We start from the raw sequence: 23,382 nt of genomic DNA on the forward strand, positions 1-23,382 counted from the left end.
CCGTGTCACGCTCATCGCTGCCACTCAACGCCATTCACGCCTTTCTGGTGACGGCCCGTCACCTTAATCTGACTCATGCTGCCCGCGAGCTCTGCCTGACGCAGGGTGCTGTCAGTCGTAAGATTGCTACCCTGGAGCAGTGGCTGGGCGTGATGCTGTTTGACCGCCATGCGCGCGGGCTGCGGCTGACCCCGCAGGGTGCCGCGCTGCTGCCTGAACTCAGCCAGGGCTTTGAGCTGATGGTTCAGGCCAGCGAAAAGGTCCGTCGCAGTCAGGTCAGCCTTCGCCTGAAAGCGCCGACCTGTGCCATGCGCTGGCTGGTGCCGCGGCTGATGGCGCTGGAGCTTCACCGCCCCGAACTGCATGTGGCCCTGACGACCACCCTGGATCATGCGGCGCAGCTTGAAAACTTTGACGCGGCGATTGTCTATGGCAAGCCGCATCCTGACGGGATCTGCCTGTTCAGCGAGTCGCTGACGCCGGTGATGGCAGCTGGTCAGCCCTGCCCGGAGACGGCGGCGGCGCTGTCCGCAATGACCTTTTTGCATCCCACGTCAGACACGCGTGACTGGCAGTGCTGGTTACAGGCGCAGCAGGTAATGCTCAGCATGAAGCGAAACCAGCATTTTGCCACGATGGATTTAGCGATTAGCGCAGCGATTCAGGGGTATGGCGTGGCAATTGCCGACAGCAACCTGGTGGAGAGTGATATCGCCAGCGGCAGGCTGATTAAGCCGTTCGCTGGCGAGGTTAAAACCGGAGCCGTTTACAGTTTACTGCGGCGGCCCGCGCAGGATGCGCCACCGTTCCTCGCGGAGCTGGTGGCGTGGCTCTGCAGGGATCAGAACGTCACCCAGTCGCCATTATCAGCAGGTTTCGCCTGAGGCGCACTCAGCACAGGAGCTTTTGGCGCTGCCGGTGTATTGCTGACGGCAGGTGAAGCCGGACGGTTACTGGAAAGGCGGAACTTCGACACAGAGGCCTGCAGCGCTTCAGTCTGCAGCGCCAGCGCACTCGCGGCGGCGGAGACCTCTTCTACCAGAGAGGCGTTCTGCTGCGTGACGCTGTCCATCTCGGTAACTGCGGTGCCCACCTGAGAAATACCCTTGCTCTGCTCTTCCGACGCAGAAGCGATCTGTTTCATAATCGCGTCCACATCCTGCACCGACTTCAGAATATTTTTCATGGTGCCGCCCGTCGTGCTGACCAGCTCCGCGCCTTTTCCTACACGCTGCACCGAGTCTTCAATCAGTGTCGCGATCTCTTTGGCGGCGTTGGCGCTGCGCTGTGCCAGATTACGTACTTCAGATGCCACGACCGCAAAACCACGACCCTGTTCGCCGGCACGTGCCGCTTCGACCGCGGCGTTCAGCGCCAGGATATTGGTCTGGAAGGCGATACCGTTAATCACGTTGGTAATCTCAGCAATCTTCTTCGAACTGCCAGAGATACCCTCCATGGTGCTGACCACTTCGCTCACCAGCTGACCGCCACGTTGTGCAGTGGTGGTGGCAGTTTCTGCCAGCAGGCTGGCCTGACGAGCGTTATCGGCGTTGAATTTCACCGTGGCCGTCAACTGCTCCATGCTGGCCGCCGTCTGTTCCAGCGCAGCGGCCTGCTCTTCGGTACGTGAAGAGAGGTCATTGTTACCGGCAGAAATCTCTGCAGCACCGCGCGAGATATTCTCGGTCCCGCTGCGAATGGCGCTGACCGCTTCACGCAGGCTATCCTGCATGGCGCTCAGCAGCGGCACCAGTTTACCGACACAGTTGCGACCAAAATCGGCTACCGGCTGGCTGAGATCGCCTGTCGCGATCACTGCGAAGTGGGTACGAATACTTTCCAGCGGACGGACCAGCATCGCCACCAGATAGCGGTCGGTAAACAGCAGAATAAGCAGGCCAATAATCACCGTGATGGTAATAATCGTCTTGGTCATCGCGGTGAGGTGGTCGACTTCAACCCGGGTTTTGTCCAGTTTTTCGGCTGCGCCCTGGTTAAACTTCTCTGCGCTGATGCCAAAGGCACGACTGAGCGGCGGGGTGACATTGTTCGCCTGCTGGCGATATGCGTCCGGTGAGGCCTGACGGGCCAGTTGCAGTTGTGGCGTCACGCCCTCATCCAGCAACTTTTGCCAGCTCTGAATGACGCCATCGACGACGTCCGGATTCATCGGACCGGGAGCCAGCTGTTTAAAGCGCGCCAGTTGCTGAGTCATGCCATCCAGCGCCTGCTGCACCGGTGCATAGGCCTCATCGGTCAGCATTTTGCCGGCGGCTTTACCTTCCATCACGCGGGACAGGCGCGTAATGACACGAAAATATTGATCGTTGCCTTTACTCAGTACCGTCATTTGCTCAACCAGATGACGGTCAACGTCATTGCCTTCGCTGAGCGCGCCAAGCGAGTGGATGCTGTACAGCCCGACGCCGCTCCACAGTAAACAGAACAGGCCCAGAATCGTGAGCATCACTGCGCGAATGGTAAAATTTTTGAGCATTCCCATACCAAAATCCTATACACGTTGACCCGCAAGCGTCGGGCATAGGAGATTTATCGGCATGAGATAGTGAAAATGTAACTGTTTTGTTACCTGATATTTTACAGCGTCTTAATGCGTGCATTTATCGAAAATATCATAATTTCAATAGATTAGACTTTAAAAAGCAGAAAAATTCCATTCACGCAGTTTAATGGTTAGCAGATTAACTATCACCTCTGACCTATAGCCGGACCATACGCGTCATCAGCAGCCTGAAAAGCCGCATGCGGGCGCGCATAAAGTTTCGTTTCAGAACCAGTCCGTTCTTACGCTCATTTCCAAGTGACATTGTCACGTCATTGCCGGGATGCCAGGCTGGCCAGACAACCTCGCCTTCAAGCTGATGCTTATATTCCGTGGCGTCACGGGCGAAAGTAAACCAGTATTCGCTGACGCGCGCCGCAAAAGCGCGATCGGCTTCACTGAATGGCCGCGCTTCATTGGGATCCGGCATCTGACTCAGCGTGTTCAGGACATAAGGCACTTCATTGCCGTGCCAGGTGCCATGAGGATAAAGGTCACGAGCGTGCTCAGAAACATAATCGAACCAGTAGCGCCAGCCCGGCATACCGGCACTGTGCTGCGCCCGCATCACCAGCCACGGCACCAGGCTGAAGGCCATATCACGCGCCACGGCACGTCCCAGCAACTGATCGTCATGGATGTCATACATCCATTTCAGCGTCCGATAGGTGAGCCGGTTTTTATCGCGCAGCTGAAGCAATACCGCGGTGGCATCCACGCCAAAATATTCCAGCACGCTGGCTTCATCACTATTACTGCCCGCCATCAGCGGGAGACGGTGCTGTTTGCCAGCCATGAAGGTTTTCAGCATAGGCTCGGGCAGAACGGCATCACCAGCAATCGGCACCGGCGGGATCGCCAGTTGCCCCTCCAGCGGCCAGAAGGCATCGGCGGGCAGTGCGCGCAGGTCATCTGCGCTGGCATCGGGCGGCAGGCCGAAATGGCGCGCCACTGCCACGCCCTGCTGACGCGCTTTTTTCAGCGGCGTATCCGGCAGGTTATAGGCACTTTGCACGATCCCTTTGTGGAACAGCCCTTCTGCCAGCGGCGAACAGCAAAGCGAGAGCACGCTGCGCGCGCCAGAGGATTCACCGAAAAGTGTCACATTACGGCGGTCGCCGCCAAAGGCTGGAATGTTGCGCTGCACCCACTGCAGTGCGGCAATCTGATCGAGCAGGCCAAAATTGTTTACCGTACCCGCAGCAGGGTATTCCGCATCCAGCGCAGGATGGGAGAAGAAACCGAGGTGACCCAGCCGGTAGTTCAGCGTGACCACCACCGCACCACGTGAAGCCAGCGGCTTGCCGTTGTACGGAGCCAGCCCGCCAGCACCGATGGTGAAGCCTCCACCGTGCAGCCACACCATTACCGGCAGCGGCTTTGATGACGCAACATCGGGCGTCCAGACATTCAGGTAGAGGCAATCTTCACTAAACTCACCGGGATCGCCACCGCCCACCGCCTGACAGTATGTGCGATTTTGCCAGCCGGCAGCCCCAAATGCGGTGGCATCGCGCATCTGCTGCCAGGGTGTGACCGGCTGTGGCGGACGCCAGCGCAGTGCGCCAACCGGAGCCGCCGCATAAGGTATGCCTTTGAATACGAAAAGGTCATCATCCATGCATCCACGCAACTCCCCCTCGGCCGTCATGATCCTCAGACCTGTTTCGTTTTTCATTCCTGTTTCCCTGTTCAGACGTTCCTCCATTATTTGCAGGCCCGCCACCATTGTCCAGGTACGGAGGGGATTTGCAGAATATGCCGAAGCGTCAGAGATGGGCATGAACATGCTCGTCAACAGGTTCAGAGCACCAGTCTCAGCCAGGGTTAAGTATTGTTTATCTTTTTGCTCAGGATGAATACCGTGCCACTCCGCCTGTAAGCGGTGTCCGGCTTTGATTCTGCGCCGTTTTTTACACAGCTAAGCAGTCAGCTCGCTAACTGATTAAGATACTCACGCTGCGAAACCTGCGCTGACCGATAAAGCGTAATTTTTCTTCAGTAAGATCAGCCTGTTCCCCCTTATGCTCCGCGTCAGGACCAGGACTTTAAAAAACCAGCTTAGTGAAGGTGGTGCGGGCAACAGAGGCGTTGCCCGGCGAAAACATCAGGACGTCTGTATTCCGCACTGTGCCAGCGAGCGCTGCTGGCGCTCTTCGTACAATGCCATCTCATCCAGTACCGCAGAGCCCAGCGCCGCTTCAAACGCCTGCCGGCTCGCCTGTCCCGCCGAACGGACCTGCGCCCGATCGCCGAGGTTGGACTGAAAAATCCCTGCCGCGCTGACGGGCAGAAAATCCTCATAGACGATCGGGTCTGCCAGCACACGCCCCTGCCTGATCAGATCCTCCAGCGCTTCACCCTTATCCGGCGGTGTCGCGACGCCCTTTTCACTCAGGCGATAGTGGAACCAGGCCAGCCCCTGCTGGCGTAGTGTGGTCTCGTCGTCGGGGAAGTCACGGAAAATGGTCGCCAGATGCTGCTGATGCTGCTGATTGTCCTGACCGCTGCCCGCCTCGCTGAGCAGTCGATCATAGAGCGCACGCCCTGCAGGCGTCAGCGCCGCGCCGCGCTGCTCAATTTCACCGAAGCGTGCTGTGTGGGTGCCCTGATGCCCGTCCTTAAAGATGATCGGCTCCTCAAGCGCTTTGAAACTGGTCTGGCGCAGCAGAATCGGCACCTGACGACGCGGCGGCCCCTCGATCAGCGTTTTCGGATCGATGCCGCGCGACGGCATCAGTTGCTGGACGCGGTCGATATCGAGAGTACGCGGGGTGAGATGGTTGATGTGGCAGCCGGGAAAGCAGACGACATCTGCGATCAAGCGATGCTGCTGGTTCAGCGCCTGATAGGTCTGACTGTCCACGCTGCTGTGGGCGTGCCAGCGGAAGGTTTCCAGTGCTTCGGTCACAAATTCGGTAGCCTGAGCGTCAGTTAATCCGCCCTGCTGCTCATGTAACTGCAGCAGCGCCCGACAACGGGAAGTGAAAATGTCGCGTGCGGCCAGGATCTCTGCCGCCTTTTCGCGCAGCGCGGGATCGTCAATCAGTTCAGGACGTAACAGCGAGGTAAAGACCCGGAAAGGATTGCGCCGAAGCGCCGCATCGGTGACTGGCCGGAACGCCGTGGAGTGCACCGGCACACCCGCCTGAGAGAGATCGTAATAGCCTACCGGGGACATTCCCATCACCGCAAACAGCTGCCGCAGCGTAGCTAATTCGTCTGCCGTGCCAACGCGGATTGCGCCGTGACGTTCAAGGCTGAGCCGGCCAATTTCATCCGCGGCGGTGAGACGATCTTTGAGCGCGATATCGGCTTCCAGCGTGCGCTCGTTGACGGTGGCGACCAGCTGCATCAGCGTGCCATATTGCGGCACCTCCTGCTGATACATCGCTGACATCGCCTGAGAGAAACGGGTGCGGATGAGATCCGCACTGAGAAACTTGTCCATCTTATCAACCTGACACCATGAGCGTTGCTGCTAATGTAATGCAATGCGCTGGCCTCGGTGGAAAAAATCACGAATCTGTGATCGGCTTAAAGCCGTAGCGGTTTTTTAACAGCAGCATCAGGGTGGTGATCACAGCCGGTATCGCCAGCAGCAGAAAAATAACGCTGAAAGACCAGCCAAGTGACATCATCTCTGCACCCACAAAGGCGCTCAGAATTGCGCCGATGCGACCCACGCCATGCATCCAGCTGGAGCCCGTGGCGCGTGCGTGAGTAGGATAGTAGCTGGCAGATAAGGCATTCATGCCGGTATTGGCACCGTTAAAACAGAAGCCGCTGCAAAAGGCGATCGCGCTCATCATGCCTACTTCGGCGGGCGAAAAGCCAAGTGCCACAATAAACAGTCCGCCACAGCCGTAGATCGCGGCCAGCGCCAGGTTGGCGTTGAAGCGATCCATCATCCAGCCCGCAAAGAGTGAGCCCAGCGTTCCGCCTGCCTGATACATGGCAGTAATAATCGCCGCTTCGGTAACTGACATGCCCAGGGTATTCACCAGAGATGGCAGCCAGCTGCCAATCAGGTAGACCATGAACAGTCCCATGAAATAGCCGCCCCACAGCATTGTGCTGCCAAACAGATAACGGCGCGACAGCACCGTGCTAATCGCGCCGCCTGCGGGTAATGTCGCTTCAGGCGCGTGAAATGCACAATCGGGCGCGGTTTTGCCCGGCATCATCCGTTCGAGGATAGCGTGAATGCGGGCAGCGGGTGCGCCACGACTGATAAGAAAACGCACTGACTCCGGCAGGCCACGGATCAAAAAGGGCAACACCAGCAGCGGCAGAATGCCGCCCAGCAGCAACACCGAGTGCCAGTTATAGCGTGGTAACAGCCAGGACGCGGCAAATCCGCCGCTGGCGGCACCAAAGGTAAATCCGCAGAACACGACCGTGATAATGAAAGCCCGTCTCCGCTCAGGCGCATATTCCGCCACCAGCGTACCGACGTTGGGCATCGCCGCACCGAGTCCCAGACCGGTCAGGAAGCGAAACAGCATCATCTGTTCGATGTTCTGAGACAGCGCTGTTGCCAGTGTCCAGAGACCAAAAAAGAAAACGCTGAGGATAATCATCATGCGACGGCCATAGCGGTCAGCCAGCGGCCCTGCCACCATGGCACCCAGCGCCAGCCCGATTAATGCTGCGCTGATGACGCCCCCGAGCTGGTGATTGGTTACGCCCCATGCAGCTTTAAGCGTTGGCGCAATAAATCCCATGATCGCAATGTCCATGCCATCGAGTGCCACCACAATAAAACAGAGCGCAATGAGCCGTTTTTGCCAGTGGCTCAGGCTCTGCTGGTTGATAAGCTGGCGGACATCTACCGCCCCGATGCTGGTCAATGGACACTCCCTGGCAATAGCGCAATCTGGCATCAGATTAAGTAAAAAAAACGGCGCTTATGATAGCCCATCGTTAACCTTAAGCGGTCAGATTTTTATATGATAGTGAGAATTATTCAACTTTAGGCCGTTAAGCTCTTGATATCGCGTACTCTCAGGAACCACTGAGTTAGTAATAAACTGAGATGAGCGCTTTTTAATCAGAGAGTTAACGGATAAAGTTGCCATTCTGCCCTGTTTGTTAAAATAAATTTGCAGCAAAGTTAACAGAATTCATTTTTAACAGTTGCCTGAAGGCGGTCATTCTCATTAAGTTTAGGGTATGGAAAAAAATATCCTTTTCAATCAGCGCATTCGCTTGCGCCATCTACATACCTTTGTTGCGGTCGCGCAGCAAGGCACACTGGGCCGTGCGGCAGAGACGCTAAGCCTGAGTCAGCCTGCCCTGTCCAAAACCCTGAATGAGCTGGAAGAGCTGACGGGGGTGCGACTGTTTGAGCGTGGCCGCCTGGGCGCTCAGCTCACCACGATGGGAGAACAGTTTCTGACCCATGCTGTGCGGGTGCTTGACGCACTGAACCATGCCGGGCAGAGCTTTAATGAGCAGCCGGGTGATGCGCCGGTGATTATCCGGCTGGGTGCATTAACCACCGCCGCAATGGGTATGCTGCCCCGTATCCTTGATCGTTTTCATCAGCTGCAGCCTAACACCACCATTCAGGTGGCGACGCTGCATAACAATGTGTTACTGGCGGGATTACGCGGCGGCGAGTTCGACATCGGCATTGGCCGGATGGCAGACAGCGACATGATGACCGGGCTGACCTATGAACTGCTGTTTCTGGAGTCATTGAAGCTGGTAGTAAGACCTGAACACCCGCTTTTAAGTGACAATGTCACGCTGTCGCGGGCGATGCAGTGGCCGGTGGTGATTTCCCCCGAGGGCACCGCACCGCGCCGGATTGCGCAGCAGATGCTGGATGAACAAGGCTGTACGTTGCCACCCCACTGCATTGAAACGTCGTCGACTTCACTGGCGCGTCAGCTGGCACTCCGCTACGACTACATCTGGTTCGTGCCGTCTGGCGCGATTAAAGAGGATCTTAGCCATAACGCGGTCTGTGCGCTGCCGATTAACTCCTCCGGGCCAGGCGAGCCCGTGGGCATCATTACCCGCACCGGCGCAGAGCTGAGCCTGAGTGCCGAGGTGTTAATGTCCACCATCCGCAAGTTTCACAGCTAGCGGCTGCGTTTGGCATGCCGCTCGCGGTTCTCAAGGCGTGCCTTATCGCTTTTCCGCAATCCCACATAGAGCGCCCCGGCTCCGCCATGGCGGGTCTGGGCCACGCAAAAGGTCTGTACGTCATCAAACTGCTGTAACCAGCGCGCCAGATAGCTGCGCACAATATTGGCATGGGATTCATCATCACGGCCCTTACCATGAATAATGAGCAGATTTCGTAAGTCCTGCTTTTGTGCCTGCATCATGAAGCTGAACAGGGCCTGACGGCAGGTCTCCACCGGTTGCCGCAACAGGTTGAGACTGGCATCCAGTTTGTACTCACCCCGACGCAGTTTATCCAGAATACCCTGCTGTATGCCGTCGGCTTTATACTCCAGCGGTGTGTTAAGCGGGACAATCTCCAGATAACCCCGTGTCAGGAAATTCTCCTGCTCTGTCTCTCCTGGCGGTTTGCGTGGTGCTTTTGTCGAGGGCGACTTAAGCCATAAGGTTGTGGTGGTGTCTTTTAACGGCGTGACATCGCCCATGGCATCCCGAAAGAGATCGTTATCATCAAGGTTCATGGTTTTCTCACACCTGATTAAAATTGATGGAGCCGGTAAAACAGGCCTGAACAGTTAGCGTAGCAAAAGCTGTAATCACCGGACTACCCCGCGTTAACCCATGTTGCCGCCGATGAAAATAGGGGTGACAGATCACAAAAGCGGAAACTTTTCGTGACAGTCAACCGTAGCGGCATTCTGAGAAGCCCGTCACATCAGCGTTTGTCGATGTGTGCTTCATCCATAATGTTTGTGGGTGTAAAACTGCTCGGATGAGTTCCCTTCAGCACAAAAAATGTTAAAATTGACCCCAGTCAATAATCGTCGAGCAAACCATTATGATCCCTGAAAAACGCAGCATTCGTCGTATTCAGTCGGGCGGTTGTGCCATTCACTGCCAGGATTGCAGCATCAGTCAGCTCTGCATCCCCTTCACGTTAAATGAACATGAGCTGGATCAGCTCGACAATATCATTGAGCGTAAAAAACCGATCCAGAAAGGGCAAACCCTTTTTAAAGCAGGCGACGAACTGAAATCCCTGTATGCGATTCGTTCCGGCACGATCAAAAGTTACACTATTACCGAACAGGGTGATGAGCAAATCACCGGTTTTCATCTGGCGGGCGATTTAGTCGGCTTTGATGCCATCATGGGTTCCAGCCATCCCAGCTTTGCACAGGCGCTGGAAACGGCAATGGTCTGTGAAATTCCGTTTGAAACCCTGGATGACCTGTCAGGAAAAATGCCTGCCCTGCGTCAGCAGATGATGCGTCTGATGAGCGGTGAAATCAAAGGCGATCAGGATATGATCCTGCTGCTGTCGAAGAAAAATGCTGAAGAGCGCCTGGCGGCGTTTATCTGGAACCTGTCCCGTCGTTTCGGCCAGCGCGGTTTTTCACAGCGTGAATTTCGCCTCACCATGACGCGTGGTGACATTGGTAATTACCTGGGCCTGACGGTTGAAACGATCAGCCGCCTGCTGGGTCGTTTCCAGAAGTCCGGCATGCTGGCGGTGAAAGGCAAATACATCACTATTGAAAACCACGCCCTGCTGGAAGAGTTAGCCGGTCAGAGCCATCAGGCCGCCTGATCCGCAGCCGGATCAATAAATCTTATTTTGTTGATCCGGCAGTAACTTTTTCCCTTCTTCCGCTGTGCAACATAGGCTATCTTTATTCCAGTCGCTCTGGTTTAAGGAGAACGCCTCATGTCCCAGTACCAAAATATTCTGGTCGCCATTGATGCCCAGCAAGACGATCAGCCCGCGCTGCGACGTGCGGTCTATCTGAATCAACGCATTGGCGGAAGGATTAAAGCTTTCCTGCCTATCTATGATTTCTCATATGAGATGACCACCCTGCTTTCGCCAGATGAGCGCGCGTCAATGCGCCAGGGCGTCATCAGCCAGCGCACTGAGTGGATCCGTGAGCAGGCCCGCGCTTATCTGGATGCCGGTGTCGAAATTGACATCAAAGTGATCTGGCACAACCGTCCTTTTGAGGCCATCATCCAGGAAGTGCTTGCCCATCAGCACGATCTGGTGCTGAAGATGGCCCATCAGCATGACCGGCTTGAATCGGTCATCTTCACGCCGACCGACTGGCACCTGCTGCGTAAATGCCCGTGCCCGGTCTGGATGGTCAAAGATCAGCCGTGGCCGGAAGGCGGTAAAGCCATTGTCGCGGTCAATCTTGCCAGTGAAGAGCCACATCATGATGGCCTGAATCAGAAGCTGATTCGTGAAACGGTCAAACTGGCAGAAAAAGTGAATCAGACCGAAGTTCACCTGGTCGGTGCTTACCCGATTACCCCTATCAACATCGCTATCGAGCTGCCGGACTTTGATCCCAGCGTCTATAACGATGCGATTCGTGGTCAGCATCTGGTGGCGATGAAAGCGCTGCGGCAGAAGTTCTCGATTGGTGAAGAGTTCACCCATGTGGCTAAAGGCCTGCCGGAAGAAGTCATCCCGGATCTGGCGGCGCATCTCGGTGCTGGTGTAGTGGTATTAGGTACCATAGGACGCACCGGCCTGTCGGCAGCGTTCCTGGGTAATACGGCGGAACAAGTGATTGATCATCTGCGCTGCGATCTCCTGGCGCTTAAGCCTGACGATTTCAAATCGCCGATTGACCTGGATGATGAAGAGGATGAGGAGGATTGATTATCCTCTGACAGAAAAAGGGCGGCTGATTAGCCGCCCTTTTTTGTTACAGTGCTTTAAGAATGGCTTCTACGCTGGCTTTGGCATCGCCAAACAGCATCTGACTATTCTCTTTGAAGAACAGCGGGTTCTGCACCCCGGCATAGCCGGTATTCATTGAGCGTTTAAACACCACCACGTTGTGCGCTTTCCACACTTCCAGCACCGGCATGCCGGCAATCGGACTGCGGGGATCATCCTGCGCTGCCGGGTTAACCGTGTCGTTGGCACCAATGACCAGCACCGTGTCGGTGTCGCTGAAGTCATCGTTGATTTCGTCCATCTCCAGCACCACGTCGTAAGGCACTTTGGCCTCGGCCAGCAGCACGTTCATGTGACCGGGTAAGCGCCCTGCCACCGGATGAATGCCGAAGCGCACGTTGATGCCGAGCGCACGCAACCGGGCAGTCATTTCCGCGACCGGGTACTGCGCCTGCGCCACTGCCATACCGTAGCCTGGGGTGATGATCACCGAGCTGGATGCCTTGAGCATCTCTGCAGTTTCTTCAGGCGTGATCTCACGATGCTCGCCCGCTTCCTGACTTTCATCGCCGCTGCTGACTTCCGTGCCAAACCCGCCCGCAATCACGCTGATGAACGAACGGTTCATCGCTTTGCACATGATGTAGGAGAGAATTGCACCCGACGAACCCACCAGCGCACCGGTTACAATCAGCAGATCGTTGCTCAGCATGAAACCCGCTGCGGCCGCAGCCCAGCCTGAATAGGAGTTCAGCATCGAGACCACAACAGGCATATCCGCGCCGCCGATAGAGGCAACCAGATGCCAGCCAAACGCCAGCGCAATTACCGTCATCAGGAGCAGTGCAAACACCTGAGCACCGGTGCTGCTGGTGTTAACAAACCACAGCAGCAGCAGGAACGAGACGACCAGCGCCAGCAGATTCAGCTTGTGGCGATGCGGTAACGCCAGGGGTTTTGAAGAGATTTTGCCGCATAGCTTGCCAAACGCTACCAGCGAGCCGGTGAAGGTGACAGCACCGATAAAGATACCGATAAACACTTCGCTCAGATGGATATTCTCCATCACGGCTGGCAGGCCAGGCGCATGGTCGATGTAGCTGTTGATGCCGACCAGCACGGCGGCCAGGCCGACAAAGCTGTGCAGAATCGCGACCAGCTCCGGCATTTCTGTCATTTCGACTTTCTTTGCCAGACGAATCCCGATAGCACCGCCAATGACCATCGCCAGCAGGATCCAGACGACGTTTCCGCTGTCCGGACCAAAGATGGTGGCAACCAGCGCAATCGCCATGCCGCTGATGCCAAAAATATTCCCGCGCTTTGAGGTCTCGTGACGCGAGAGACCCGCAAGGCTACAGATGAACAGAATTGCAGCCACAATATAGGCTGCAGTGACTAATCCGCCAGACATGTGTTACCCCTTACGAAACATTTTCAGCATGCGCTGGGTGACGGTAAAGCCACCAAAGATATTGATGCTGGCAATCAGCACGGCAATAAAGGAGATAAAGGTGACCCAGCCACCGTGGCCCATCTGCAGTACCGCACCGATGACGATAATGCCGGAGATGGCGTTGGTGACGGACATCAGCGGCGTATGCAGCGCATGACTGACGTTCCAGACCACGTAGTAACCCACCACGCAGGCGAGCGCGAACACGGTAAAGTGTGAGAGGAACTCAGCTGGCGCTACGTTGGCCAGGCAGCCAAACAGAACGATAGCCAGTGCGATCAGCAGGGTGTTGCGCCACGGAGACACCGGCTTTGCTTCAGCCTTCTCTGCGGGTTTCTGTGCTGCCGGTTTAGCCTGTGGCGCAGCAGAGACCTGAATCGGCGGTGCCGGCCAGGTGACCTCGCCCTCACGCACGACAGTCACGCCCCGCACCACCACATCGTCGAAATCGACCTGGATTTCGCCATTTTTCTCTTTGCACAGCAGCTTGAGCAGATTGACCAGGTTGGTGCCGTAAAGCTGGGAAGATTGTGTCGCGAGACGGCTGGGAAGATCGGTGTAACCGATGATTTTCACGCCGTTAGCCGTCACGGTCACCTGATCAGCGACGGTCAGCGCACAGTTGCCACCGGTCTGCGCCGCCAGATCAACAATTACGCTGCCAGGCTTCATGCTGGCGATCATCTCTTCGGTGATCAGTTTCGGTGCCGGTTTACCTGGGATCAGCGCCGTGGTGACAATGATGTCGACTTCTCTGGCCTGACTGGCAAACAGCGCCATCTCTGCCTTGATAAAGGCCTCGGACATGACTTTGGCGTAACCATCGCCATTGCCCGCTTCCTCTTCGAAATCGAGTTCAAGGAATTCGGCGCCCATACTCTGCACCTGCTCTTTAACTTCAGGGCGGGTATCAAAGGCCCGGACAATCGCGCCCAGGCTGCCCGCTGCACCAATCGCGGCCAGTCCCGCCACTCCGGCCCCAATCACCATGACTTTGGCCGGTGGCACTTTACCGGCTGCAGTAATCTGACCGGTAAAGAAACGACCAAATTCATGGGCGGCTTCGACGATAGCGCGATAACCGGCAATGTTCGCCATGGAGCTCAGGGCATCCAGCGACTGCGCACGCGAAATACGCGGCACTGAGTCCATCGCCATAACCGTGACCTGACGCGCAGCCAGCTTTGAAAGCAGATCGGGATTCTGTGCAGGCCAGATAAAGCTGACCAGCGTGCTGCCGGCACGGGTGAGCGCAATCTCATCCTCATCCGGTGCATTCACCTTCAGAACGATATCGGACTGCCAGACCTGTTCCTGACTGCTGAGTGTGGCGCCTGCTGCTCTGTAGCTTTCATCATCAAAGCTGGCGCGCTGACCGGCGTCATGCTCAAGGGTGACGCTGAAACCCAGCTTAATGAGTTGTTCCACGGTCTTTGGCGTGGCAGCCACGCGCGACTCGTTTGGCAACCTTTCCTTGGGGATTCCAATTAACATAGTGTTTCCTTTCATCGGTTAAGGATGATGGCCCAAATCTGCACGACGACAGCGCAGCTGAAACAGCGTTTCAGCTACTTATAGTCGGAATGCATGTATTTCAAAGTGTTTATAACCTACTGAAAATGTGACGAGCGATCCAGAGCGGCTACGCAGAGTAGTGACATTCACATGATTATTCAGGGTTCTGCTAAAAAAGCTGCGTTATCCCACTGCGAAACAGTCCTGCAGGCAGATATTCTGCCAGAGAAAATTGTGCCCGGCCGAATTAACCATCAATAAAAACCTTTATTTAACAATGCATTAACTGTTTAAGCGCTAACAGTTACCGCTTTTAGTGGTAACCCGCACGAAAACGCGCCTTAACGGCGTTTGATGACAAACAAATGAAAAAATCATGGTTGAATAACGCGATCTGACACAAAAAATCGCTGCGACAGTCTGTTTATAACATGCAATAATCAGCGGCTAATCTGTTATACATCAAGAGTCCAGCACGTTTTCGTACTCATTTTTGCGTAAGGCGAAGGATTATTTTTATGAAGCTGAAGAACACTATTCTGGCGTCCACTCTGTTGTCTCTGCTGGCAGCCAATGCATTCGCTGCGCAGGAGCTAACGCCAGAAAAAGCGGCCGCGCTGAAGCCATTCGAACGTATTAATATCACTGGCCGTTTCAACGCAATTGGCGACGCAGCCGATGCGGTCTCTAAGCGTGCAGATCAGATGGGCGCTGCCTCTTATTACATCCAGGCGATCAACGACAGCAACGGCAACAGCGGTAACTGGCGCGTTACGGCTGACCTCTATAAAGCCGATGCCCCGGCAGCCACGCAGTCCACGACTTATCGTCGTTTCAACGGTGTCAACGAACTGCCAAAAGCACAAGCCTATAAGCTTGAACCGTTCGATACCGTTTCGGTCAGCGGCTTCTTTGCCAGCCAGCCAGATGTGAACGACGCGATTTCAAAAGCGGCTAAACAGAAAGGCGCGGCCTCCTTCTTTATCGTTCGCCAGATCGATGCCAACAGCGGCGGCAATCAGTATGTCACCGCCTATGTCTATAAAGCGGATGCTAAAGAACGCAAGGTACAGACACCGAATGCGATTCCTGCCGATTCAGAAGCAGGCAAAGCCGCGCTGGCAACCGGTGGTGCTGCAGCCGCTAACGTTGAGATTCCAGGCGTAGCCTCGTCTGAAACACCAAGCAATAAAGTGGGCCGTTTCTTCGAAACCCAAAGCTCAACCGGTAAGCGCTATACGGTGAATCTGCCAAACGGTAAATCCGTGCAGGAAGTGAACGCAATCACTGCCGCGCAGATGCAGCCGTTCGATACCGTTACCTTCACCGGACACTTCGGTACACCCACTGAGATTTCAGAAGAAGTGGCGAAGCGTGCAGCCGATAAAGGTGCGAAGTTCTACCACGTCACCCGCCAGTGGCAGAACCAGAGTGGTGGTAACCTGACCGTTACGGCTGACCTGTTTAAGTAATCCCTTCAGGGCGGCACCCGCCGCCCTGCTGTTTGCATAATTACTGCGCTGTTTTGCATAGTCACGCATTGCCATCCCCTGCCACTCTCCGTAAAATCCTCCGCCTGTTTTACCGGATATTGTCTCTGTATTTTGCCGCTGCGCTGCGATAACTCAGTGATGAAATCCGGTTTACCCAGCCATATATGCTAGCGGGAAGGTTGTTTTGGAGAAAAAATTAGGTCTCGGTGCGCTGACGGCGCTGGTGCTCAGCTCAATGCTGGGTGCAGGCGTGTTCAGTCTGCCGCAAAACATGGCCGCAGTGGCTGGCCCGGCGGCGCTGTTGCTGGGGTGGCTGATTACCGGTGTCGGCATTATCTTTCTGTCGCTGGCGATGCTACTGCTGACCCGCCTTAAGCCCGAGCTGGACGGCGGCATCTTTACCTACGCCCGCGCCGGGTTCGGCGAACTGATGGGGTTCTGTTCCGCCTGGGGCTACTGGCTATGCGCGGTGATCGCCAACGTCTCCTATCTGGTGATTGTCTTTTCTGCCCTGAGCTTCTTCACCGATACGCCTGACCGGACTATCTTTGGTGATGGCAACACCTGGCAGGCGATGCTGGGTGCATCTGTGCTGCTGTGGCTGGTTCACTGGCTGGTGCTGCGGGGCGTGCAGACCGCGGCCAGCATCAATCTGATGGCGACGCTGGGCAAACTGGTGCCGCTGCTGCTGTTTATTGTACTGGCGGTGATGGCGTTCAACTATGATCGTTTCCGCTTCGATTTTTCCGGCGTCACGCTGGGAAAACCGCTCTGGGAGCAGGTTAAGCAGACCATGCTGATCACCCTATGGGTCTTTATCGGGGTCGAAGGTGCGGTGGTCGTCTCTGCCCGTGCTCGCCAGAAAAAGGATGTGGGCCGTGCAACCTTATTTGCCGTGCTGGCTGCGCTGCTGGTCTATCTGCTGGTCACGCTGCTGTCGCTGGGCGTGGTGCCGCGTGCTGAACTGGCTGAGATGCGTAATCCTTCAATGGCCGGATTAATGACCCGACTGATGGGTAACTGGGGTGATGCGGTGATTGCGGTGGGTCTGATTGTCTCCGTGTGCGGGGCCTATCTGAGCTGGACAATTATGGCCGCGGAAGTGCCGCTGATTGCCGCGCAACAGGGTGCCTTTCCCCGTAGCATCGCCCGGCAGAACCGCCATAACGCGCCAGCCGCCTCGCTGTGGCTGACCAACGGCAGTATTCAGCTCTGCCTAATCCTGATTGCCCTGACCGGTGCTGACTACAACAACCTGCTGACCATCGCCTCGGAGATGATTCTGGTACCCTATCTGCTGGTGGGGTTATATCTGATCAAAGTGGTGCGCGGACAGCATAAGCCGCTGGCGATGGCGATCGGTGTGGGTGCCAGCGTGTATGGCATCTGGCTGTTGTACGCCTCGGGACCCATGCACCTGATGATGTCAGTGGTGCTCTACACGCCGGGCCTGCTGCTGTTCCTGTTTGCACGACGCGGCGGCCGCGCCGATATTGCGCTGACCTCGCTGGAGCGGATTGCGATGGGACTGCTGATTGCCGCGACATTGCCCGCCGTATGGGAGCTGACGACGTAAAGCCTGCCCGAAAGGGTTTTCAGTGTGACTGCACTGGAATGGATACGCACAGCAGGTCATCCTGCTGTGTGAGATTCAGCGGCTTCGCATATTCGTAGTGGATGGCGTCCAGCTGCTCCGCAGAAAGTGGATAAGGGAGCTGGATATCAAAGCGACTAATCTGCTGCTGTTCTGCGAGAGTAATCAGGCGCGCGATGTTAATTTCGTCGCTGACCTGAGTAGAAATGATTTGTAATGCTAATTCTTTTAAGGGGTCGTCACTGCCCTGTAAACGGTGTGCCGATTTACGTGTCACCATGCCAAATATCGGCATCACACCATAAATAGCATCGACGAAGCTCCAGCGCTTTTTGCAGGAAGCGGAAAGAAAGTCACTGTAATTGAAGCAGATGCGGTCGGGGTATATGGCTGATGCCAGCTCTTTATCAGACACACTAACGCTCCTCATGGTAATCATCAATATCCCAAACCTGGCGCAAAAAGGCCGCGCTAATGATTGCACATTTTGCCGGATATATACCAGCAAGCCCTGGATATTTCGTGCGATAGCGTAGAGCTCAGGACCAGGAAAAGATATGCTTTCATCCATCCCTGACTCTGCCCTGTGAACTATGAACAAAATTGTTTATGTAGAAGATGAACCCGAAGTGGGTTCACTGATTGCGGCCTATCTTGGCCGTCACGATATTGAAGTCATTGTTGAGACACGTGGCGACCGTGCTGAAGCGGTTATTGCCGAACAGCAACCCGACCTGGTGATGCTGGATATCATGTTGCCGGGCAAAGATGGCATGACCATCTGTCGCGACCTGCGGGCCAACTGGCAGGGACCGATCGTGTTGCTTACCTCACTGGACAGCGACATGAACCATATTCTGGCTCTGGAGATGGGTGCGCAGGATTACATCCTGAAAACCACACCACCCGCTGTGCTGCTGGCCCGCCTGCGCCTGCATCTGCGCCAGTCCCAGCATGGGCAGCCGGAAGATGCGCCTGCTGCGCCTGCCGCGAATCGTATGCTGCGTTTTGGCTCGCTGACCATTGATGCCCTGAACCGTCAGGTGACGCTGTTTGACGAGCAGATCGCCCTCTCCACTGCGGATTTCGATCTGCTGTGGGTTCTTGCCAGCCATGCGGGTCAGACGCTTAACCGGGATGCACTGCTGAAAACATTGCGCGGCGTCAGTTATGACGGCCTGGACCGCAGCATCGACGTGGCCATCTCCCGCCTGCGTAAAAAGCTCCACGACAGCGCTACCGAGCCGTTCCGCATTAAAACCATCCGCAATAAAGGCTATCTGTTCGCCCCCCAGGCCTGGGATACCCGCGAATTATGAGAAAGCTCTTTATTCAGTTCTATCTGCTGCTGTTTGTCTGCTTTCTGGTCATGGCGCTGCTGGTGGGTCTGGTCTATAAGTTCACCGCTGAGCGCGCGGGCCGGCAGTCAATGAATGACCTGATGGCCAGCTCGCTCTACCTGATCCGCAGCGAACTGCGTGAGATCCCGCCGCGTGACTGGAACAAAACCATCAAGAGTCTCGATCTCGGCCTGTCGTTTGACCTGCACATTGAGCCGATGAGCAAATATCAGCTTGATGAGAGTAATATGCGCCGGTTGCACGCCGGAGAGATTGTCGCGCTCGACGATCAATACACCTTTCTGCAGCATATTCCGCGCAGCCACTATGTCTTATCGGTGGGGCCGATTCCCTATCTCTTTTATCTGCACCAGATGCGACTGCTGGATATTGCTCTGCTGGTGTTTATTGGCATGTCGCTGGCGCTGCCGGTATTTATCTGGCTGCGTCCGCACTGGCAGGAGATGCAGCGCCTGGAAAAAGCGGCACAGCGCTTTGGCCGGGGCGAGCTGGATGTGCGCACCCATTTCGACAGCACCTCCAGCCTGTTCCGGCTGGGCATCGCCTTTAATCAGATGGCCGAGAACATCAACACGCTGGTCGCCAGTAAGAAGCAGCTGATTGACGGTATTGCCCATGAGCTGCGAACGCCACTGGTGCGCCTGCGCTACCGGCTGGAGATGAGCGATAACCTTACGGATGGTGAACGGGTGGCGCTGAACCGCGACATCGGCCAGCTTGAAAGCCTGATTGAGGAGCTGCTGACCTATGCACGTCTTGATCGGCCGCGCGTCGATCTGAATCTGAAATCGCTGGATCTGGCCAGCTGGCTGAGTGAGCGGCTGGACGATTTCCGCACCATCAATCCGGACATACGACTTGACCTTGACCTGCCGCAGCGTGAAAACATCGGTGTTTCTGACACCCGACTCATGGAGCGGGTGCTGGATAACCTGGTGAACAACGCGCTGCGCTATGCGCAGCAGCGGCTGCGCGTCAGTTTATGGTTCGACGGTCCGGTCGGGTGTCTGCAGGTGGAAGATGACGGTCCGGGCATTCCGCCCGACGAACGTGAACGGGTTTTCGAACCCTTTGTCCGGCTTGATCCCAGCCGCGATCGCGCCACAGGCGGCTGCGGACTGGGCCTGGCCATTGTTCACTCCATTGCCCAGGCGCTGAGCGGCAACGTAACCATTGAGTCCAGCCCGCTGGGCGGCGCCAGCGTTCGCTTTTGCTGGCCGGTTGATCTAACCTTGCGGGAAATTCCGCTGCGTTAAAATCCACAAGGAGTCTTACGTGACCTCAGCGTATCAACAACTGACCAAAACCTTCCAGCGCCTTTCCCGTTTCAGTCACGTCACGGCTATCGCTGGCTGTGACATGCAAACCACCATGCCGCCAGGCGGCAGTCAGGCGCGTGGTGAAGCACTGGCCGAGATGAGCGTGTTGCAGCACCAGATCCTGACCGCCCCGCAGGTCGGTGAGTGGCTAAAGGCTGCTGAGCAGCAGTCCCTGAACGATGTCGAGCGGGCCAATCTCAACGAGATGCAGCGCGCCTATCAGCAGGCCACCCTGCTTCCTGATGATTTTGTGGAAGCCAAATCGATCGCCGGTTCAGTATGTGAACATGCGTGGCGCACTCAGCGTCCCGCTAACGACTGGCAGGGCTTTGCCGCCAACCTCAAAGAAGTCGTACGGCTGAGCCGCGAAGAGGCACAGCGTCGCGCTGACGCCAGTGGCTGTTCGCGTTACGATGCGCTGCTGGATCTCTATGAGCCGGGTATGACACGCGCCCGACTGGATGAAACCTTTGGCGAGCTGAAAACCTGGCTGACCGCTTTGCTGCAGCAGGTTGTGGAAAAACAGGCACAGCAGTCATTTATCACCCCGCAGGGTCCATTCGCCGTTCCAGCGCAGCGTCAGCTTGGCCTGAGCATCATGGAGACGCTGGGTTTCGACTTCAACCATGGTCGGCTGGATATCAGTGCGCATCCCTTCTGTGGCGGCGTCCCGGAAGATGTGCGCATCACCACCCGTTACAACGAGAATGAGTTTCTCAGCGCCATGATGGGTGTGATTCACGAAACCGGTCATGCCCGCTATGAGCAGAATCTGCCGCAGCAGTGGCGCGGTCAGCCGGTGGCGCTGGCGCGCTCCACGGCTATTCATGAATCACAAAGCCTGTTTATGGAGATGCAGCTGGGTCGCAGCCGCGAATTCCTGCAGCGCATTCTGCCGCAGGTGATCGCGACCTTTGGCGATCAGCCGGCCCTGCAGGCGGATAATTTCGTGCGCCTGACTCAGCAGGTGAAACCAGGCCTGATCCGGGTTGACGCCGATGAGCTGAGCTACCCGGCGCATGTCATTCTGCGCTATGAAATTGAGCAGGCGCTGATTGAAGGCGAGATTGAGGTTGAGGACATCCCGGCGTTATGGGATGAGAAGATGATGCAGTCGCTGGGGCTGGATACCCGCGGTAACTACCGCGATGGCTGTATGCAGGATATCCACTGGACCGACGGTGCATTTGGTTACTTCCCGACCTATACGCTTGGCGCGATGTATGCCGCACAGCTGTTCCGGTCGGTACAGAACGCCATTCCTCAGCTCAGTGAGCTGATTCAGCACGGTGAACTGCAGCCGGTATTTGACTGGCTGCAACAGAACATCTGGCAGCACGGCAGCCGTTTCTCCACCGACCAGCTGCTGATCAATGCCACTGGCGAAGCCCTGAATCCGGCTTTCTTCCGCCAGCATCTTGAACAACGCTACCTGAATAGCTAAGCTTCCGGGCGGTCTGCTGATCGCCCTTTCCCGCCTTTGTACAATCGGTTACACGCCGATACCAAACACCCACGGACACCGTTCATTGATTTCCCTATAGTCTCTTCACCGGCCCCGCAGTGGGCTACACATGAAAAAATAGTCTCCGAGGGATTTGCAATGAAAAAATTATTTGCACTGGTTGTCGCCGCTGCTATGGGTATGTCTTCTGTTGCTTTCGCTGCTGACACCACAGCTGCTCCAGCTGCTGCGCCAGCCGCAACAACTACTACTACCGCTGCAGCACCGGCTAAAACCGTTCACAAAACTGCGCACAAGAAACACCATAAAGCAGCTCAGAAAGCCCAGGCTGCTAAGAAACACCACAAAAAAGCAGTGAAAAAAGATGCCGCGCAGAAAGCGCAGGCTGCTAAAAAAGTGCACCACAAGAAAGCGGTAAAACCTGCTGCACAGAAAGCGCAGGCCGCTAAAAAAGTTCACCACAAAAAAGCAACTAAACCAGCCGCTCAGAAAGCCCAGGCTGCTAAAAAAGTTCACCACAAAAAAGTAACTCAGCCAGCGGCTCAGAAAGCCCAGGCTGCTAAGAAAGTTCATCACAAAAAAGTGGTAAAACCTGCTCAGAAAGCGCAGGCCGCTAAAAAAGTTCACCACAAAAAAGTTGTGAAACCAGCAGCTAAAAACTAAGGTCGCCTTCAGCGCACGGCCACGAGTTGATAATTAAAAACACCCGGTTCTGCCGGGTGTTTCTTTACTGGAGTGGATGAAATGACGAGAGTGGATGAAATAGTGCGTCGCTATCGCTTCGAAATTATTCTGCTTGTTATGATCCTGTGTGGCATTGTTGCAGCCAGTTTTTTTATTTAGCCGCTGTAGCGTACTGATTAACCAATAAAACTCCCTTTTTCAACGCTCACCGACTATAGTTACCGTACTTACGTAATAACAATAACGTTAATTTTTCTCGCCATTGAGATTTCTATGCGCCTGGCTACCCTGTTAATGGTTGGACTCTTCAGCTTTGCCACCACGGTTCACGCCGATGATGACGATGACTCGCCTACTCCTGCTGAAATTAAGATGCTGTTCTTCGGCAAGGATCATCGCCAGGCAATCACCGATATTACCGCTGCCCCCTGGGATGCCATTGGTCAGCTGGAAACCGAAAGCGGCAACCTCTGTACTGCCACGCTCATCTCTCCGCATCTGGCGCTGACGGCCGGACACTGTCTGCTCTCCCCGCCGGGTAATTTCGATAAGCCGGTTGCGCTGCGATTTATGGCCAGTGATAAAGGCTGGCGCTACGAACTTCATGATATTGATGCGCGGGTTGAACCCTCGCTGGCATCAAAATTAAAAGCGGATGGTGAAGGCTGGATCGTGCCGAGCAGTGCTGCGCCCTATGATTATGGCATCGTAATTTTACGCAATCCGCCCTCCGCGATTACGCCCATTCCATTGTTCGATGGCTCACGCAGCGATCTTACTGCGGCACTGAAGCTGACCGGACGCAAAGTGACACAGGCAGGCTATCCGGCCGATCATCTGGATACGCTCTACTCTCACAGTGATTGCCTGATTACCGGCTGGGCGCAGCGCGCCGTGCTGTCGCATCAGTGTGATACCCTGCCGGGTGACAGCGGTTCACCGCTGCTGCTCAAAAGTGATAAAGGCTGGCAGTTAATCGCGGTACAAAGCTCTGCGCCGGCAGCCAAAGATCGCTATCTGGCTGATAACCGCGCGATTTCAGTCACCTCGTTTAAAGATAAGCTGGAATCTCTCGCGCAGTAATCTTCCTTAGCCTTCACCACAG

The 23,382-nt window shown here is 55.7% G+C and carries 19 protein-coding genes; 11 read left to right on the forward strand and 8 right to left on the reverse strand.

The window, feature by feature from the left end:
- Positions 1 to 2: 2 nt before the first annotated feature.
- Positions 3 to 884 (forward strand): LysR family transcriptional regulator, encoded by an 882-nt coding sequence (locus BY447_RS01490; RefSeq protein ID WP_110330324.1) that lies wholly within the window; start codon positions 3 to 5, stop codon positions 882 to 884.
- On the opposite strand, the gene BY447_RS01495 is transcribed toward BY447_RS01490, so the two are convergent.
- The 4 genes from BY447_RS01495 to BY447_RS01510 all read right to left on the reverse strand — a co-directional run bounded on the left by BY447_RS01495 (position 842) and on the right by BY447_RS01510 (position 7,419).
- Positions 842 to 2,506 carry a methyl-accepting chemotaxis protein gene (locus tag BY447_RS01495; RefSeq protein ID WP_110330325.1) on the reverse strand — a complete coding sequence of 555 codons (1,665 nt, stop codon included), beginning with the start codon at positions 2,504 to 2,506 and terminating at the stop codon, positions 842 to 844. The genes BY447_RS01490 and BY447_RS01495 overlap by 43 nt on opposite strands.
- A 217-nt stretch (positions 2,507 to 2,723) precedes the next feature.
- Positions 2,724 to 4,244 (reverse strand): carboxylesterase/lipase family protein, encoded by a 1,521-nt coding sequence (locus BY447_RS01500; protein ID WP_110330326.1) that lies wholly within the window; start codon positions 4,242 to 4,244, stop codon positions 2,724 to 2,726.
- A gap of 429 nt (positions 4,245 to 4,673) precedes the next feature.
- A complete protein-coding gene (locus BY447_RS01505) occupies positions 4,674 to 6,017 on the reverse strand; it encodes a VOC family protein (protein WP_110330327.1) in 1,344 nt (447 codons plus the stop codon).
- A gap of 67 nt (positions 6,018 to 6,084) precedes the next feature.
- Positions 6,085 to 7,419, reverse strand: a complete 1,335-nt coding sequence (locus tag BY447_RS01510) for an MFS transporter (protein WP_110330328.1) — start codon at positions 7,417 to 7,419, stop codon at positions 6,085 to 6,087.
- Between the two features lie 322 nt (positions 7,420 to 7,741).
- Here BY447_RS01510 and BY447_RS01515 point away from each other — a divergent pair, with 322 nt between their 5' ends.
- Positions 7,742 to 8,662 carry a LysR substrate-binding domain-containing protein gene (locus BY447_RS01515; RefSeq protein ID WP_003853723.1) on the forward strand — a complete coding sequence of 307 codons (921 nt, stop codon included), beginning with the start codon at positions 7,742 to 7,744 and terminating at the stop codon, positions 8,660 to 8,662.
- Here the strand turns inward: BY447_RS01515 and smrA are convergent.
- On the reverse strand, positions 8,659 to 9,225 hold the full coding sequence (gene smrA / locus BY447_RS01520; protein ID WP_013357945.1) for a DNA endonuclease SmrA: 567 nt from the start codon (positions 9,223 to 9,225) through the stop codon (positions 8,659 to 8,661). The two genes, BY447_RS01515 and smrA, sit on opposite strands and share 4 nt — an antisense overlap.
- A 317-nt stretch (positions 9,226 to 9,542) precedes the next feature.
- Here smrA and BY447_RS01525 point away from each other — a divergent pair, with 317 nt between their 5' ends.
- Both BY447_RS01525 and uspE read left to right on the forward strand, forming a co-directional pair.
- A complete protein-coding gene (locus BY447_RS01525) occupies positions 9,543 to 10,295 on the forward strand; it encodes an FNR family transcription factor (RefSeq protein ID WP_010244686.1) in 753 nt (250 codons plus the stop codon).
- Between the two features lie 117 nt (positions 10,296 to 10,412).
- A complete protein-coding gene (uspE, locus tag BY447_RS01530; RefSeq protein WP_013357947.1) occupies positions 10,413 to 11,369 on the forward strand; it encodes a universal stress protein UspE in 957 nt (318 codons plus the stop codon).
- 46 nt (positions 11,370 to 11,415) lie between these two features.
- Here uspE and pntB read toward each other — a convergent pair whose 3' ends face one another.
- Together pntB and pntA are read right to left on the reverse strand one after the other, a co-directional pair.
- Complete coding sequence (gene pntB / locus BY447_RS01535) at positions 11,416 to 12,804, reverse strand: Re/Si-specific NAD(P)(+) transhydrogenase subunit beta (protein ID WP_061062530.1); 1,389 nt, start codon at positions 12,802 to 12,804, stop codon at positions 11,416 to 11,418.
- Between the two features lie 3 nt (positions 12,805 to 12,807).
- Entirely contained in the window at positions 12,808 to 14,340 is a 1,533-nt protein-coding gene (pntA, locus tag BY447_RS01540; protein ID WP_110330329.1) for a Re/Si-specific NAD(P)(+) transhydrogenase subunit alpha, read from the reverse strand.
- Between the two features lie 539 nt (positions 14,341 to 14,879).
- Between pntA and ydgH the strand changes: the two genes are divergently transcribed.
- The gene (gene ydgH / locus BY447_RS01545; RefSeq protein WP_110330330.1) at positions 14,880 to 15,833 is read left to right on the forward strand and encodes a DUF1471 family protein YdgH; all 954 of its coding nucleotides are present in this window, start codon (positions 14,880 to 14,882) and stop codon (positions 15,831 to 15,833) included.
- A gap of 205 nt (positions 15,834 to 16,038) precedes the next feature.
- Entirely contained in the window at positions 16,039 to 17,430 is a 1,392-nt protein-coding gene (locus tag BY447_RS01550) for a basic amino acid/polyamine antiporter (protein ID WP_110330331.1), read from the forward strand.
- Between the two features lie 19 nt (positions 17,431 to 17,449).
- Here the strand turns inward: BY447_RS01550 and BY447_RS01555 are convergent, their stop codons facing one another.
- Complete coding sequence (locus BY447_RS01555) at positions 17,450 to 17,863, reverse strand: hypothetical protein (protein WP_110330332.1); 414 nt, start codon at positions 17,861 to 17,863, stop codon at positions 17,450 to 17,452.
- 178 nt (positions 17,864 to 18,041) lie between these two features.
- Here BY447_RS01555 and rstA point away from each other — a divergent pair, with 178 nt between their 5' ends.
- From rstA to BY447_RS01580, 5 genes are all read left to right on the forward strand, one after another.
- Entirely contained in the window at positions 18,042 to 18,767 is a 726-nt protein-coding gene (rstA, locus tag BY447_RS01560; RefSeq protein ID WP_013357953.1) for a two-component system response regulator RstA, read from the forward strand.
- Positions 18,764 to 20,065, forward strand: a complete 1,302-nt coding sequence (rstB, locus tag BY447_RS01565) for a two-component system sensor histidine kinase RstB (RefSeq protein WP_107319770.1) — start codon at positions 18,764 to 18,766, stop codon at positions 20,063 to 20,065. Before rstA ends, rstB begins: the two co-directional genes overlap by 4 nt.
- 19 nt (positions 20,066 to 20,084) lie before the next feature.
- Positions 20,085 to 21,572, forward strand: a complete 1,488-nt coding sequence (locus BY447_RS01570; RefSeq protein WP_110330333.1) for a carboxypeptidase M32 — start codon at positions 20,085 to 20,087, stop codon at positions 21,570 to 21,572.
- 159 nt (positions 21,573 to 21,731) lie between these two features.
- Positions 21,732 to 22,256, forward strand: a complete 525-nt coding sequence (asr, locus tag BY447_RS01575; protein ID WP_013357956.1) for an acid resistance repetitive basic protein Asr — start codon at positions 21,732 to 21,734, stop codon at positions 22,254 to 22,256.
- Positions 22,257 to 22,550: 294 nt separating this feature from the next.
- Complete coding sequence (locus BY447_RS01580) at positions 22,551 to 23,360, forward strand: trypsin-like serine peptidase (RefSeq protein ID WP_008925243.1); 810 nt, start codon at positions 22,551 to 22,553, stop codon at positions 23,358 to 23,360.
- Positions 23,361 to 23,382: the final 22 nt, after the last annotated feature.

Source organism: Pantoea sp. JKS000250 (assembly GCF_003201065.1).
Taxonomy (GTDB): Bacteria; Pseudomonadota; Gammaproteobacteria; order Enterobacterales; family Enterobacteriaceae; genus Pantoea; species Pantoea vagans.

Coding starts and splice junctions, on each gene's coding strand:
- BY447_RS01580 (WP_008925243.1), top strand. CDS start 22,551: ATGCGCCTGGCTACCCTGTTAATGGTTGGACTCTTCAGCTTTGCCACC.
- smrA (WP_013357945.1), bottom strand. CDS start 9,225: ATGAACCTTGATGATAACGATCTCTTTCGGGATGCCATGGGCGATGTC.
- uspE (WP_013357947.1), top strand. CDS start 10,413: ATGTCCCAGTACCAAAATATTCTGGTCGCCATTGATGCCCAGCAAGAC.
- asr (WP_013357956.1), top strand. CDS start 21,732: ATGAAAAAATTATTTGCACTGGTTGTCGCCGCTGCTATGGGTATGTCT.
- pntA (WP_110330329.1), bottom strand. CDS start 14,340: ATGTTAATTGGAATCCCCAAGGAAAGGTTGCCAAACGAGTCGCGCGTG.
- BY447_RS01515 (WP_003853723.1), top strand. CDS start 7,742: ATGGAAAAAAATATCCTTTTCAATCAGCGCATTCGCTTGCGCCATCTA.
- rstB (WP_107319770.1), top strand. CDS start 18,764: ATGAGAAAGCTCTTTATTCAGTTCTATCTGCTGCTGTTTGTCTGCTTT.
- ydgH (WP_110330330.1), top strand. CDS start 14,880: ATGAAGCTGAAGAACACTATTCTGGCGTCCACTCTGTTGTCTCTGCTG.
- rstA (WP_013357953.1), top strand. CDS start 18,042: ATGAACAAAATTGTTTATGTAGAAGATGAACCCGAAGTGGGTTCACTG.
- BY447_RS01525 (WP_010244686.1), top strand. CDS start 9,543: ATGATCCCTGAAAAACGCAGCATTCGTCGTATTCAGTCGGGCGGTTGT.
- pntB (WP_061062530.1), bottom strand. CDS start 12,804: ATGTCTGGCGGATTAGTCACTGCAGCCTATATTGTGGCTGCAATTCTG.
- BY447_RS01500 (WP_110330326.1), bottom strand. CDS start 4,244: ATGAAAAACGAAACAGGTCTGAGGATCATGACGGCCGAGGGGGAGTTG.
- BY447_RS01495 (WP_110330325.1), bottom strand. CDS start 2,506: ATGGGAATGCTCAAAAATTTTACCATTCGCGCAGTGATGCTCACGATT.
- BY447_RS01505 (WP_110330327.1), bottom strand. CDS start 6,017: ATGGACAAGTTTCTCAGTGCGGATCTCATCCGCACCCGTTTCTCTCAG.